This window comes from Nocardia sp. CA-135398 (assembly GCF_050955845.1).
GTDB lineage: Bacteria > Actinomycetota > Actinomycetes > Mycobacteriales > Mycobacteriaceae > Nocardia.
This window is the reverse complement of record NZ_CP192084.1, coordinates 6,716,834-6,731,120: the sequence shown is the minus strand read 5'-3', so window position 1 is coordinate 6,731,120 and position 14,287 is coordinate 6,716,834. Positions and strand designations below refer to the sequence as shown.

The 14,287-nt window shown below is 65.7% G+C and carries 14 protein-coding genes; 12 read left to right on the top strand and 2 right to left on the bottom strand.

Annotation, left to right across the window (positions count from 1 at the left end; all coding sequences use genetic code 11):
* Positions 1–68 precede the first annotated feature (68 nt).
* The 4 genes from ACQP1T_RS29890 (at position 69) to ACQP1T_RS29875 (ending at position 4,157) form a co-directional block, all read left to right on the top strand.
* Positions 69–1,310 (top strand): cytochrome P450, encoded by a 1,242-nt coding sequence (locus tag ACQP1T_RS29890; RefSeq protein ID WP_433756371.1) that lies wholly within the window; start codon positions 69–71, stop codon positions 1,308–1,310.
* Positions 1,311–1,358: 48 nt separating this feature from the next.
* Positions 1,359–2,225, top strand: a complete 867-nt coding sequence (locus tag ACQP1T_RS29885; RefSeq protein ID WP_433756370.1) for an LLM class F420-dependent oxidoreductase — start codon at positions 1,359–1,361, stop codon at positions 2,223–2,225.
* 299 nt (positions 2,226–2,524) lie between these two features.
* Positions 2,525–3,184 carry a hypothetical protein gene (locus ACQP1T_RS29880; RefSeq protein WP_433756369.1) on the top strand — a complete coding sequence of 220 codons (660 nt, stop codon included), beginning with the start codon at positions 2,525–2,527 and terminating at the stop codon, positions 3,182–3,184.
* Entirely contained in the window at positions 3,171–4,157 is a 987-nt protein-coding gene (locus tag ACQP1T_RS29875) for a nucleotidyl transferase AbiEii/AbiGii toxin family protein (RefSeq protein WP_433756368.1), read from the top strand. The genes ACQP1T_RS29880 and ACQP1T_RS29875 overlap by 14 nt, the downstream gene beginning before the upstream one ends.
* A 162-nt stretch (positions 4,158–4,319) precedes the next feature.
* Here the strand turns inward: ACQP1T_RS29875 and ACQP1T_RS29870 are convergent, their stop codons facing one another.
* The gene (locus ACQP1T_RS29870; RefSeq protein WP_433756367.1) at positions 4,320–5,540 is read right to left on the bottom strand and encodes an ROK family protein; all 1,221 of its coding nucleotides are present in this window, start codon (positions 5,538–5,540) and stop codon (positions 4,320–4,322) included.
* Between the two features lie 147 nt (positions 5,541–5,687).
* On the opposite strand from ACQP1T_RS29870, the gene ACQP1T_RS29865 reads away from it, so the two are divergent.
* Genes ACQP1T_RS29865 through dgoD form a run of 8 tightly spaced genes read left to right on the top strand, consistent with a single transcriptional unit; the run spans position 5,688 to position 13,661 of the window.
* Complete coding sequence (locus ACQP1T_RS29865) at positions 5,688–6,734, top strand: substrate-binding domain-containing protein (RefSeq protein WP_433756366.1); 1,047 nt, start codon at positions 5,688–5,690, stop codon at positions 6,732–6,734.
* Positions 6,725–8,245 (top strand): sugar ABC transporter ATP-binding protein, encoded by a 1,521-nt coding sequence (locus ACQP1T_RS29860; RefSeq protein ID WP_433756365.1) that lies wholly within the window; start codon positions 6,725–6,727, stop codon positions 8,243–8,245. The genes ACQP1T_RS29865 and ACQP1T_RS29860 overlap by 10 nt, the downstream gene beginning before the upstream one ends.
* Positions 8,242–9,282 (top strand): ABC transporter permease, encoded by a 1,041-nt coding sequence (locus tag ACQP1T_RS29855; protein WP_433756364.1) that lies wholly within the window; start codon positions 8,242–8,244, stop codon positions 9,280–9,282. The genes ACQP1T_RS29860 and ACQP1T_RS29855 overlap by 4 nt, the downstream gene beginning before the upstream one ends.
* A 16-nt stretch (positions 9,283–9,298) precedes the next feature.
* Entirely contained in the window at positions 9,299–10,186 is an 888-nt protein-coding gene (locus ACQP1T_RS29850; protein WP_433756363.1) for an SMP-30/gluconolactonase/LRE family protein, read from the top strand.
* Entirely contained in the window at positions 10,183–10,797 is a 615-nt protein-coding gene (locus ACQP1T_RS29845) for a bifunctional 4-hydroxy-2-oxoglutarate aldolase/2-dehydro-3-deoxy-phosphogluconate aldolase (RefSeq protein ID WP_433756362.1), read from the top strand. Before ACQP1T_RS29850 ends, ACQP1T_RS29845 begins: the two co-directional genes overlap by 4 nt.
* Positions 10,798–10,808: 11 nt before the next feature.
* Positions 10,809–11,753 carry a sugar kinase gene (locus ACQP1T_RS29840; RefSeq protein ID WP_433756361.1) on the top strand — a complete coding sequence of 315 codons (945 nt, stop codon included), beginning with the start codon at positions 10,809–10,811 and terminating at the stop codon, positions 11,751–11,753.
* 10 nt (positions 11,754–11,763) lie between these two features.
* Positions 11,764–12,519 carry an SDR family NAD(P)-dependent oxidoreductase gene (locus ACQP1T_RS29835; RefSeq protein WP_433756360.1) on the top strand — a complete coding sequence of 252 codons (756 nt, stop codon included), beginning with the start codon at positions 11,764–11,766 and terminating at the stop codon, positions 12,517–12,519.
* Positions 12,516–13,661, top strand: a complete 1,146-nt coding sequence (gene dgoD, locus ACQP1T_RS29830) for a galactonate dehydratase (protein WP_433756359.1) — start codon at positions 12,516–12,518, stop codon at positions 13,659–13,661. Before ACQP1T_RS29835 ends, dgoD begins: the two co-directional genes overlap by 4 nt.
* 69 nt (positions 13,662–13,730) lie before the next feature.
* Here dgoD and ACQP1T_RS29825 read toward each other — a convergent pair whose 3' ends face one another.
* A complete protein-coding gene (locus ACQP1T_RS29825) occupies positions 13,731–14,261 on the bottom strand; it encodes a CGNR zinc finger domain-containing protein (RefSeq protein ID WP_433756358.1) in 531 nt (176 codons plus the stop codon).
* Between the last annotated feature and the right edge of the window lie 26 nt (positions 14,262–14,287).

Below are 14,287 nucleotides of genomic sequence, written 5' to 3'. Positions count from 1 at the left end.
GGGGTGCGAGGGGTGGGGTGGGTGCTTACGCTCACGGGGCTTGTTTGTTCGAATCCTGGAGTTTTTCGATGACGATGCCGTCTGCGGCGCACAGCCGTGCACCGTTCACTTCGCCGATCGACACGGATGGGCCGCGGGTGGCGTTGTATACGCCGGAGTTCGCGGTGGATCCGCACCGAGCGTATCGGGATATGCGGGAGCGGTACGGAGTGTTGGTGCCGGTGGATCTCGCGCCGGGGGTGCCCGCCACCTTGGTGGTCGGCTATTACACGGCCCTGCGGATCATGAATGATCCGGATCATTTTCCGGCCGATCCGCGCACCTGGCAGCGGAGTGTGGCAGCGGACTGCCCGGTGCTGCCGATGATGCAGTGGCGACCGAATGCCTTGCGCAACGCCGGTGAAGCGCACGCCAGGTATCGACAGACCAATGTCGCGGGCCTGGAGAAGGTCGATCAGTACCACCTGCACGATACGGTGGCGAAACTCGCTGTCCCGCTGATCAATTCGTTCTGCGCGGACGGGTCGGCGGATCTCGTGCGCCAGTACGCGTTTCCGCTCGCCTTCGCGGTGCTCAATGCCATGCTGGGGTGTCCGGCCGATATCGCGCAGCAGGCCGCGACCGGTATGGCCGCGATCTTCGAGGGCATCGATGCCGAGCACGGCAACCAGCTGCTGGTCGGGGCGATGCTGGAATTGACCCAGCTCAAGCGCGCCGAACCCGGCGATGACATCACTACGCGGATGCTGCGCCACCCGACGGGGCTCAGCGATAGCGAAATGGTGCACCAGCTCGGCACGCTGTACGGCGCGGGCATCGAGCCGCAACAGAATCTGATCGTCAACACTCTGCTGCTGATCTTGACCGATGAGCGGTTCGGCGGCAGTGTGCTCGGCGGGACTCTGTCCACCCGCGACGCGCTCGACGAGGTGCTGTTCAACGATCCACCGATGGCTAATTTCTGCTTCAGTTTTCCGCGCCAGCCGATCCTGATCGACGATGTCTGGCTACCCGCTCACCAGCCGGTCGTCATCAGCATCGCCGCCTGCAATACCGATCCGGCGATTGTCGCGAATCAGTACGCGGGCAATCGCTCCCATCTGGCCTGGGGCGCCGGACCACACATATGCCCGGCGAATTCGATGGCCTATCTGATCGCGCAGGAAGCCATTGATCAACTACTGGACGCACTGCCCGAGATCCGCCTCGCGGTGCCGTCCGATCAGTTGACCTGGCGACCGGGCCCGTTCCACCGCGCACTCACCGCACTCCCGATCACCTTCCCACCGTCCCCGCCGCTATTGTCCTAGGACCGACGATGCCTCCCCGGCGGACGCAGGTCGTGCCACGCTCGGCTCATGCGACTGAGTATTTCCCTCGCCGATTTCACCTGGCCGGATTCGCCGAGTGCGATCGGCCCGCGAGTCGACCGGATCGTGCGCGCCGCCGATCAGTCCGGGCTCGACTCGGTATTCGTCATGGATCATCTGTTCCAGATCGGTTCGAACGGCCCGGCGGAGCACGACATGCTCGAGGCCTATGCCGCGCTGGGATATATCGCGGCGCGGACCGAGCGAATCCGGTTCGGCGCCTTGGTCACCGCCGTCAGCTATCGGGATCCGGGGCTACTGGTCAAGAGCGTCACGACCCTCGATGTGCTCTCCGGTGGCCGCGCCTGGCTCGGCATCGGCGCTGCCTGGAATGCCGATGAGGCCGCGGGCCTCGGCCTGTTCTTCCCGCCGACCTCCGAGCGGTACGAACGCCTGGAGGAGACCCTGCGCATCGCGAAGCAGATGTGGGCCGGCTCCGAAAAGCCTTTCCACGGAAAGCATTACACCCTCGAACGCCCACTCAACGTCCCCAATGCGCTGACCCGCCCGCACCCGCCCATCATGATCGGCGGCCAAGGCGAGCGGAAGACGCTGCGCCTGGTCGCGCAATATGCCGACGCGTGCAATCTCTTCGGTGAATCCGCCGAGACCGTCGCGGCCAAACTCGAGGTCCTGCGCGGACATTGCGAAGCCGTCGGTCGTCCCTACGAGGACATCGAAAAGACCATGGTCGCCTACTGGTATCCGGACAAATCGGTTGCGGAGCAGGTGGATTCGTTCGCCCGCTTCGCCGAGGTCGGCATTCAGCACGTCGTACTCGGCCGCCCCGGCCCATTCGTCGACGAGGACTTCGAGCAGATCGCCGAATTGGTCCGCGCGGTCGCCGACCTCTGAGATAGCACTCACCGCAGCGTTTCTGGGTGACGTTTCGGCCGTGAGGTTGCATGATGGTCCGGACCGTCACGTGGGATCAGGCACAGTTTCGATCAGCCGATCGAAGCTGGATATGCGTTGTGGCCAGCTGGAGCGCGAACGCAGCTTCAATTGCGGCAGCCTGTTTGATTGGCGCAAAACCACTGCGGGCCAAAAGTATTCGTTTCGGTTGTTGATCAGCCAGCCTGGAATCAGCACCTATCGGCGGGCTTCCCAGATATGGTGCTCGACCGGCGAGACGGTCGCACTAGGTTGGACCCGTGGTGGTCGAACATCAGTTCGCAGGAGATTTCGAGGCGCACATGACAGTGCGGCTGCCTTCGGACGAATCACGATTGGTGGAGTTGGCCGCGGCCCGCGACCTTCGTTACACCCGGATCGTGCTCGATCGTGGAGCCGTGCCGGACCAGCCGATGCTCACGTTCACTGTCTCGGGCACGCGTGCCGATGCGATTCGGGCGGTCGAGGCACATGCTCGCGCACTGACCGGGGCCGGTTTCTGCTTGGCTCGCACCAAGATCGAGGCGAGCCCGTTCAACGAAGAGATCCCCGAGACGGCCGAGGAGGCCGCCGCGCTACCAGCGGGCTGTTATTTCGAGCATCACATCAAGCTCGTCCTGGATGGTGCGGCGGATGCGATGCGCGTGCGCGCTCTCGTCGAGCCACACGCGGCGCACGTCTCACGCAATGCCCGGCGCTCGGCCGGGCATGGGCGGCACGAGCGGTTCGTTACGCAGCGGGCCTATGGCGTCGGCCTGCCCGAGGCGGGCGAGCGGCTCGCGGCTCTGCTCGCGGACTTGGCGGCCGCCGGGTTCGCGGCCATCGAGCTGGAGCGGGAGTTCGTCGTGCACGACGACCACCCGGTACTCGATGCCGGATGGATTACCGAATCGGTTGCGGTAGTGCATGACCGAGGATGAGGCCCACCGGGCGGCCCTGGACCATATGCTCGCTCTTGTCGTCGGCGCGGAGTGGTCCACCGGGCTGGTGCTGCGCGGCAGCATGACGCTGCAGGCGTGGGTGGGCGAACTAGCACGACCTCCAGCCGATCTGGATTGGATTGCGCCGGGCCTGTCGGCGGCCGACTTTCCCGACCCGCTCGATCCCTTCCCATACGTCGACGACATCACCTGGGTCCAGCAGTGGCCCGAGGCGGTGGCCGGGGCGGCCGAATACTCGATATGGACCGAGGACGAGTTCGCCACCTTCGGCAGCCGCCCGGTACTGCCCCCGGAGGGCCTGCGCTGGATGCAGGCCGAGGAGGAGTGGTGGCCGGCCGAGAAGGACAACCCGCCTTCGATATTGGGGGACCTGGTCGACGCGATAGGAAACGATCCACATGCGGGCCGCGGTGTCGTCCTCGATGCCGACGCTGTCGAAGCCGACGAACAATGGGGTTACTCCTACGGATATGACACTCCCGGAGTCCGAATCCGGGTGCCGTGGCACGCCCCCGGCCTGAAATCGCGTGCGATACAGCTGGATTTCGCGACCGAGGACATACTCCCGGACGAACGGGTCTGGACGGCCATTCCGCGCGGTGACAGCGGCCCGCCCACCCCCGTGATCACCGCGAGCCGTGAGCTGTCGCTGGCCTGGAAGCTGCTGTGGCTGCACACCGACTCGACGGAGCAGAACTGCGCTGCGGGCAAAGACCTCTACGACGCGGTACTGCTGGCCGAATGCCCACAGACACGTCTCACCCGTCGGCTGCTCCGTAAAGTGCTCGGAGACAAGGCACACGGATTCGGGCCCGAGGCGATCCGCGGCTGGCGAGTGGACTGGGGCGAATTCGCCGCGTACCACTGGGCTCGCCATGACATGGATATCGACTTCGACGTGAACACTTGGCTGCAACGACTCGCGCACGCATTGTCGGCGTCGATCGGCTGAAATCACCCCAGCTCGACGGCAATTCGTCGTATTCAGTCCGGCTTTGACGGTTCCGTCGAAGGTAGTCGAACGGTGCTCGCCCACGCCGAATTCAACCGCCATCTCACTACGCTCGGCGAGCTGCCGGAGGTGGATAGCGCAGCAAGCAATCCGGAAGCGGCACTAGGTGCTCGACCGGATGGCGCGGCGGGCGGCGATGGAGCCGAAGGTTTCGCGGTCGGCGAGGAAGCCTTCGAGGGCGAAGGTGGCGGCGCCGAGGCTGACCGGGTTGTGGGGCAGCGTGCACAGTTGCAGGGTGACCGCGGCGAAGGGGTCGGACATGGCGTGGTGCGCGGCTACCCGGCGGGTCGCGTCCAAGAGCCGTTCGCCGAGGACGTTCGCGACCAGGTCGCCGAAGACCATGGTGCGCGGGTTGAAGAGGTTCACCAGGTTGGCGACGGCCACACCCAGGTAATTGCCGGTCTTTTCGACGACCTCGCTGGCGACCGGGTCGTCGCTGGCCGCTATGGCCGCGATGGTGGCGGCATCGTCGGCCGCGAGTAGTTGGCTGGCCGGTGCGATTTCGCGCAGGGTCTGCACGATGCCGCGCGCGCTCACATAGGCCTCGACGCAGCCGTGGCGTCCGCAGCGGCATTCGCGTCCGTCGATGACGAGGTTGGTATGGCCCCACTCGCCCGCACTATTGGTCACGCCGCGATAGAGCGTGCCATCGATGACGACGCCGATGCCGACTCCGGCGCGCAGCGTGACGACGATCAGATCGTCCACATCCCGACCGGCACCGAACCAAAGATGCGCTGCCGTACTGGCTTTCAGCGGATTGTCGAGATACAGCGGATGCGGCACCCGCGGTTGCAGCAGCGATTTCAACGACACATCGTGCCAGTCCCAGTACGGCGAGAACACCGAAACGCCGCCCTCGGGTTCCACCAATCCCGGCACACTCAAACCAACGCCGAGCACCCGCTCCACATCGTCGGCGGTCAGCTCGGCGATGCCGCGCACGATCAGCTCGGTGACATCCTCGGGCCGGGTGGCCGCGGGCTGCACCGGGATCTCCACCGATCGCAGCACCGACATCGCCAAGTCGAAAAGGTCGAAATGGATACTGGTTTCGGCGATATCGACACCGACAAGCATGCCCCGAGCCGGATTGATCGCGAGCTGCGCACGCGGGCGCCCGATGCCCGGCGCGTCGTAGCCGAGTTCGGCGAGCACCCCGACGTCGAGTAGTTCGGCGATCATATTGCCGACCGTCGCGAACGAGAGACCGGTGGCGCGGGCGATCTCCTGACGGCTGGTGTGGCCCGCGGCGGCATAGACCGCCTGCAGTACATAGAACCGATTCCGGCGTCGGATATCGCGCGCGGTCAGCTGGTACACGGTCGGGCCATCTCCTTCCGATTGATATTCGCAGACGCTACCCGAGCACTTCGGCCAACACTATTTACAACAGTTATCCGAAGTCCTACTGTAACCCAGGTCACTACCCGACGCCGAGTGCCCGGCGCAGCATCAGAGGAGCACCCCATGTCCTGGACCCACCGAAGCCGTTGGACCAGAGCCGTTTTCTGCGGGGTATCGCTCGCGCTGGCCGCATCGGCCTGCTCATCGGGCAAGGACGATTCGCAGGCGAGCGGTCCGCAGCACAACACCGGCGCGATCAGCCTGGTCTACGCTCAGAAGCAGGGCGATCAGGAGTACTTCATCGGTGAGGCCGAGGGCGCGAAGGCCAAGGCCAAGGAGCTGGGCATCGATCTGAAGGTGGTGAATCTCGGAAATGACGCGAACAAGGCGGTCACCGAGGTGCAGAACGCGGTGAACCAGAAGGCCAGCGGGGTGATCGTCGTGGTGCCCGATCCATCGGTCGGCCCGCAGGTCGCCCAGCTCGCGAAGGCCGGTGGTGTCGCGCTGCTGACCTCCGATGATCAGGTCTGTACGAACGGTCCGGATCCGACGTCCTGCGCGAAAGACAATCTGGTGCCCCGGGTCGGCTTCAGCGGCACCCAGATGGGCACCGAGGTCGGCAGCCGCGCCGGTCAGGACTTCAAGAAGGCCGGGTGGAAGCCGGAGGAGACCGCGATCATCGACGCCTGGAAACAGGATGTGACCGTCTGCACCGACCGGGTCAAGGCCAATCAGAAGGCATTCAAGGAGGCCGCCGGTGTGGACGTCAAGGTGATCGAGGTCGGCACCGACAACACCCCGTCGGATGCGCAGAACAAGATCTCGGCGACGGTGTCGGGCAATCGGTCGGTGAAGAACTGGATTGTCATGGGCTGCAACGACGAGAACGTCAGCGGCGGCGTCGCGGCGATCCAGAATGCCGGATACTCCACCGACAATGTGCTCGGCGTCGGCCTCGGCGCCTACCTGGCCTGCAAGGAATGGCGCGGCGGCAAGCCGACCGGCTTCAAGGCGGCGCTGTTCATCAATGGCAAAGACGTTGGCGCACTGTCGGTTCAGACGATCTACGACTACCTGAAGAACGGCAAGCAGATGCCGCCCGAGGCGTACGCGCCGACCAAGATGGTCGACTCGACCAACTGGCAGCAGGCGGGCGTCACATGCAGCTGACCGGACTGCGGGTATCCGGGCTGAGCAAGAGCTTCGCCGGGGTGCCGGCCCTGCGCGAAGTGAGTCTGGATTTTCCCGCTGGTGCGGTGACCGCCCTGATGGGTGAGAACGGGGCAGGCAAGTCCACCCTGATCCGCATCCTCGGTGGCGATCACCGACCGGACGGTGGCCGGCTCGAGTTGGATGGTGTGCGACTCGAGCTGGCCACCCCCGCCGACGCGCGGGCGGCCGGAATCCGGGTGATCGGCCAGGAGCCGGAGATCGTGCCGCATGTTTCCGTCGCCGAGAACGTCTATCTCGGATCGCTGCCGCGGCGCTCGGGCCGCCTGCTCGACCGCGCCGCGCTACGCGAACGGATGCGCGCCGACCTCGCCCGACTCGGCTTCGATCGTGACCTCGACCCGGCCACCGTTGGCTCGAAACTCACTGCGGCGCAACGGCAATTGGTGGAGATCATGCGGGCGCTGACCACCGACGCCAAGGTGATCGCCTTCGACGAGCCGACCTCGTCGCTGTCGGATCACGAGACCGAATCGCTGTTCGCGCTGATCGGTCGATTGCGCGCGCAGGGCCTCGCGGTGATCTATGTTTCGCATCGGATGCGGGAGATCTTCCGGCTGGCCGATCGGGTCGCGGTACTACGCGATGGCGCTCTGGTCGGTGCGCGGGCCACCGCCGAAACCACCGATCGCGAGATCGTGCGGATGATGGTCGGCCGGGATCTGTCGACGTTGTTCGCGCGCAAGCACAATACGCCGGGGCGCGTTGTGCTCGAAGCGGATGCGGTGACCACCGACGATGTCCACGACGTGAGTCTGCGGGTGCACGCCGGTGAGGTGGTCGCGCTGGCCGGGCTGGTCGGTGCGGGTCGCTCGGAACTGGCCGGGGCGCTGGCCGGAGATCTGCCGATCCATTCCGGCGAGGTACGAGTGGACGGCAAGAAGCTGCGTCTGCGGCAGCCGCGCGATGCGGTGCGGGCCGGTATGGGGTACGCGCCGGAGGAACGCAAGGCGCAAGCGCTGCTGCTGCATCGCGGTGTGCGCGACAATATTTCGCTCGCCATGCTCGACCGCTTGCGGCGGCTGCGGTTCGTCCGGGGCGGCGAGGAGCGGCGGCTGGCTCGCCAGTATGTCGAATCGCTCAGGGTGCGAACACCTTCCATCGAGCAGGAGGTGCGCAAGCTCTCCGGCGGCAATCAGCAGAAGGTGGTGCTGGCCCGCTGGCTGGCCCGAAAACCCAAGGTGCTCATCCTGGATGAGCCCACACGCGGCGTCGATGTCGGCGCCAAAATCGAGATCTACCACGTCATCGAGGAACTGGCCGAATCCGGCGTCGCGGTGCTGGTGATCTCCTCGGAGCTACCCGAAGTGCTCGGCCTGGCCGACCGGATCGTGGTCATGCAGCACGGCCGGGTCACCGGTCAACTGGACCGCGAAGAGGCCAGCGAGGAGGCGATTCTCGCGCTGGCCATGGCCGCCGACCTGTCGCATACATCGCGAGGAAACCCATGACAGACCAACAACTTTCGATCCCGGTGCAGACCACCACACCCTCGGTGTCGGCTCCCGGAGCGGCCGCGCGTCGGCTGGTGCAGGCGATCGGCACCGGAAATCTCAGTCTGATCGGCGCACTGGTGGTGGTCGTCGCGATCTTCGCCTGGCTCAACGACGGCTATCTGGATCCGGCGAATCTGGCCGGAATCGGTGAGGCGGTAACGGTTTTCGGCCTGCTCGCCGTGGTCCAGACGGTCGTGATCATCTGCGGAGCGCTCGATATCTCGGTCGGCTCGCAGGCCGGTGTCGCATCGGTGATCAGCGCGATGGCCTTCACCGCGACCGCCGACAATGCCTGGTTGGGCATTCTGGCCGCGATCGGTGTCGGACTGGTGCTCGGGGCGGTCAATGGGCTGATCATCGTCTACGGTCGCGTCAATCCGGTCATCGCGACACTGGCCACCCTGGCCGCGTTCAAGGGTGTCGCGCAGTTGATATCCGGTGGTAAGGCACAGGGTTTCGTACTCGGCGACGATGTGTTCATCTTCATCGCGCGCGGCAAGATTCTGGGGCTGCCGGTGCCGGTGGTCATTCTCGCGGTGGTCGCGATCGGAATGCATGTGCTGCTGAAGTACACCGATATCGGCCGCAATATCTATGCCATCGGCGGAAATGACACGGCCGCAAGGCTTTCCGGCATCAATATCAACAAGTACCTGATCGCGGTATTCGTCCTCGCTGGTGCGGTGGCGGCCGTCGCCGGGATCATCCTGACCGCGCGGACCGGCTCCGGGCAGCCGGTCTCGGGTAGTGAGGGGCTCGAGCTGAAGGCGATTACCGCGGCGGCGTTGGGTGGGTGTGCGCTGAAGGGGGGTAAGGGCACGATCGGTGGCACGCTGCTGGCCGTCGTGCTGCTCGGCGCGCTGGACAACGGGCTGAACGTGGTTGGTGTGAATACGTTCTGGCAGAACGTCGCTCAGGGGTCGTTGCTGGTGGCGGCGGTTGTCATTCAACAGCGGCGCAGTGGGGAACGTGCGGTCGGGTTGCCGACCTAGAACCCGTCAGGAGCGAATGATGATCGAACTGAAAGCCGACCGGTGCTCGCCGCGACCGGGCAGGTTGTGTGAAGGACCGGTCTGGGATGTCCGCACCCATGAGGTGCTGTGGGTGGACATTCCGGCCGGACGCATCCACCGCGCGACCCTGCGCGACGGTGACCTCGTACACCGGTCCACCGTGGCGGTGGGGAAGCGAGTCAGCGCGGTGGTGCCGTGCGCGTCCGGCGGCCTGATCGCGACCGCCGTCGACACCTTTCTGCATATCGCCGACGACACAATGACCGAGATCGCGACGCTGGCACTGCCCGATGACGGGGTCCGGCGGCGCATGAACGATGCCAAGGCCGACCCATGGGGGCGACTGTTCGCCGGGACCATGTCGGAAGACGAAATCACCGGCACCGCAGCGCTCTATCGACTCGACCCCGATGGGAAGTTGAGTACCGTACGTCAGCAGGTGACGATCTCCAATGGTCTCGGCTGGAGCCCGGACGGTGCCACCCTCTATTACGCGGACAGCCCGACACATCGAGTCGAGGTCTTCGACTACGACTCTGCCACCGGCACTTTCGGCAATGGGCGCACCTTCGCGGAGTTTTCGGACGGTCTGCCCGATGGATTGACCGTGGACGCGCGGGGTTTCGTCTGGGTCGCGGTGTGGGGCGCGGGGCAGGTGCGTTCGTTCGATCCATCGGGTCGGCCGTATGCGGTGATCGATGTCGGCCCGGCGCAGGTTTCCAGTTGCGCCTTTGCCGGACCCGACCTGGATGTCCTCGTAATCACCACGGCCGCAGAGGGTTCCGCTGATCCTGACGCGGGGCGGCTGTTCACCTGCAGGCCGGGTGTGACCGGTCTTCCGGCGAATGCCTACTTCGATTCGAGGCTGGTGAGCAACCCATGACCGCTGATCACGGACTGATCCTGGATCCGCCGGTAATCGCGATCCTGCGCGCCCGGACCGCCGCTCGGTTCGCCGAGGTCGCCGCCGTACTGCACGAGTCGGGAATCACGGCGGTGGAGTTCACGCTCAATTCGCCGGGGGCGCTGGACGCATTGCGCGACTGCGCCGGATCGACCCATCCCGTCGGTGCGGGCACGGTGCTCACCGCCAGCGATGCCGCACGAGCCGTGGATGCGGGTGCGGCGTATCTGATCACCCCGACGGTATGTCCCGAGGTGATCGCGGAGGGCCGCCGCATGGGCATTCCGGTGATCTGCGGCGCGTTCACGCCCACCGAGATCCACAGTGCGTGGCAAGCGGGAGCGACCATGGTCAAGGTCTTTCCGGCCTCGGTCGGCGGTCCCGGTTATCTGAAGGCGATTCGAGGCCCGCTGAACGAGATCCCGTTGGTGCCGACGGGCGGTATCGGGCTCGCCGATGCTCGGGCGTATTTGGATGCGGGTGCCAGGGCGCTCGGTATGGGCTCACCGCTCGTCGGTGACGCCTGTGTCGGCGGTGATCTGGATGCGCTGCGTGAGCGTGCGTCAGCGGTGCGAAAGGCGTTGCTGTGAAGGACGGCGCGATGACCGGCGGATTGGTAACGCTCGGCGAAGCACTCGGTGTCGTCGCCGCAACCGAGTTCGGTCCGCTGGCTCCCGGTGCGGCAATGCGGATGGATTTCGCGGGCGCGGAAGCAACAGTCGCCATCGGGGTGCGCAGGTTGGGGCACCAGAGTGCATGGGTGGGCTGCGTCGGTGCCGACGCTGTCGGCACCATGGTGCTGGATCGACTCCGCGCCGAACAGGTCGATGTCTCGCGATGCCGCATCGAGCCAGAACTGCCGAGCGGACTGATGCTGCGCGAGCGTCGAACAGCCGATCACATGCGAGTCACCTACTACCGCAAGGGTTTCGCAGGATCTCGGTTGTCGGCCGACGATATCGATATCGCTCAGATCGCCACCGCACGTATGCTGCATCTCACCGGGATCACCCCGGCACTGAGCCCATCCGCCCGCGACGCCGTCCACACCGCACTCGACGCCGCCGTCGATGCCGGGGCGACCATCTCCCTCGACATCAACTACCGCCGTGCATTGTGGTCGGAAACGGAGGCGGCCGCGGAACTTTCGAAGCTGGTGTCTCGCGCCCGCATCGTTTTCGCCGGTACGGACGAAGCGGCGATCCTGGTACCGGCGGCGTCACCGGCGGCGATGGCGGAATCCCTTGCCGCACTGGGTCCTTCGCAAGTGGTGGTCAAACTCGGATCCGAAGGCGCACTCGCACTGCACAATGGCGAGCTCATCCGACAGCCACCGGTGGAAATCCGCAGCGTCGACCCGGTCGGCGCGGGCGATGCGTTCGTCGCGGGCTACCTCGCCGGTGTGCTCGACAACGGCTCCGTGCGGCACAGCCTGCAATTGGCCGCTACCTGCGGCGCATTCGCCGTATCCGTACCCGGTGACTGGGCTGGCCTGCCGTTCCGGCACGAACTCGGCCTGCTCACCGGCGCCGACATCAACCGATGAGGGGAAGAGCATGAGTCGTCTGGCAGACCGGGTCGCGGTCGTCACCGGGGGCGCGTCCGGCATCGGTGCGGCCACCGCCCACCGGCTAGCCGCCGAAGGCGCGGCGGTCGTCATCGCCGATATCGCCGAAACCGCGGGGCGCGAGGTCGCTTCGAAGATCCGTGCGGCGGGTCATCGAGCCGAATTCGTTCGGTGCGATGTGACTTCGGAGGATTCCTGGATCGAGCTACGCAATAGCGTCAACGAGCGCTTCGGCCCGCTGGACTTCTTGTGCAGCAACGCATCCCGACAGGCCACCATCCCGGCACACGAATTGACAAGGCAGGCATGGGATGACGGCCTCGCGGTCAACTTGACCCCGCTCTTCCTCGGCCTGCATACCTTCATCGACGATCTGCGTAGCCGCAGCGGCAATGTGGTCGCGGTATCCAGTGTGCATGCCCAATTCGGGCTGCCAGGATATCCGGTCTACGCCGCCGCCAAGGGCGGGTTGACCGCCCTGGTTCGGCAGCTGGCCGTCGAGTACGGGCGCTCGCGGGTGCGGGTCAATGCCGTGCTGCCCGGACCGATTCTCACCCCGGTATGGGATGACGTAGACGAGGCAGGTCGACGGCTGTCCGCCCAGGCCACCGCCCTGGACCGGATGGGCGCACCCGAGGAGGTCGCCGCCGCGGTGGCCTTCCTCGCCTCCGACGACGCCTCCTTCATCACCGGTGCCAACCTGGTCGTCGACGGCGGCTGGAGTGTACGAAAGGAGTCCCGGTGAAGATCACCGCACTCACCACCTACCTGGTCGCACCGCGCTGGTGCTTCCTGAAGATCGAGACCGATGAGGGCATCACCGGCTGGGGTGAACCGGTGCTCGAGGGGCGCGCGCACACCGTCGCCGCCGCCGTCGACGAACTGGCCGACTACCTCGTCGGCAAGGATCCGATGAGCATCGAAGCGCACTGGCAGGCGCTGACCAAGGGCGGTTTCTATCGGGGCGGACCGATCCTGTCGAGTGCGGTCGCGGGCATCGACCAGGCGCTCTGGGATATCACCGGTAAGGCGCTGGGCGTACCGGTTTGGCAGTTGTTGGGCGGTGCCGTCCGCGATCGTATCCGGGTGTACAGCTGGATCGGCGGCGATCGCCCCGACGATGTCGCGCGGGCTGCGGTGGAGCGAAAAGAGCAGGGCTTCACCGCGATCAAGATGAACGGCTCCGCCGAATTGGAGCTGATCGATACGCCGCGCGCGACCCGTGGCATCGTCGATCGAGTCGCGGCTGTGCGCGAGGCAACCGGCGACGACTTCGATATCGCCGTCGATTTCCATGGCCGCCTGTCGATTCCGATGGCGCGACGTGTGCTGCCGTTACTGGAACCGTACCTGCCGTTCTTCGTGGAGGAACCACTCGTCCCGGAGTGCAGCAGTCAGATCGGCGAAATCACCCGCGCGACAAGCATTCCCATCGCCACCGGCGAACGGCTCTATTCACGTTGGGATTTCAATGCGGTGCTCGATCAGGGCATCGCCGTAGTCCAACCCGATCTCTCGCACGCGGGTGGCATCTCCGAGGTCCGCCGCATCGCCGCCCTCGCCGAGGCCCGCGATATCGCCCTCGCCCCACACTGCCCCCTCGGTCCCATCGCCCTCGCCGCCAGCCTCCAGGTCGGCTTCGCCACCCCGAACCTGCTCATCCAGGAGCAAAGCCTCGGCATCCACTACAACACCGGCTCCGACTTGCTCGACTACCTCGCCGACCCGGCGGTTTTCGCCTACCGCGACGGCTACGTCGACCTGCTGCAAGCCCCCGGCCTGGGCGTCCAGATCGATGAAGCGGCGGTGACCCGCGCCGCCGAACAGGGCCACCGCTGGCGAAATCCGATCTGGCACCGCAAGGACGGTTCCTTCGCCGAGTGGTGACGCCGTCGTTGATCACCAGGACGCGATCAGCCGCCTACCTCGCGCGATAGCGGTTCCACCGACCGGGATTCACTTCTTCCTGGCACGGTAGGCAGCGACCGCGTTGCGATTTCCGCATGCGGTGCTGCAATAGCGGCGCGATCTATTGCGGGACAAGTCGAGAACCAGCCCCTCGCAGCCTGCGTCGGCGCACAGCGACAACCGACTCAGCTCGTCGGAGCGGACCAGATCGATCATTGCCATCGCGGTCTCGACGGCGATGCGGACCGGGAGCGGAGCCTGCGCGGACACCGCGTGGATGTGGTAATCGACATCGCCGTGCCGGACCAATTGCGGCAGGGCTCGATGCTTCGCCAGCGTCTCGTTGATCAGCCGCACCGTCGTATCACGGTCACTCGTCAGCATCCGACGCAAGGGTGTGCGCAAGGCGCGCACCGCCGCGAGCTCGGCGGCGTCCCCGGAATGCACGCCGGTGTAGACGTGCTTGACGAAAAACTCGTCGAGCTGGGCGATCTCGGTCAACGTATCCGGCTCCTCGGCCGAATTCACCAGCTCCACCGCGGCAACCAGCGCCGCCTCAGTGTCATGAGCAAAGACCATGTTGACATATTACCCGACCAACCTTA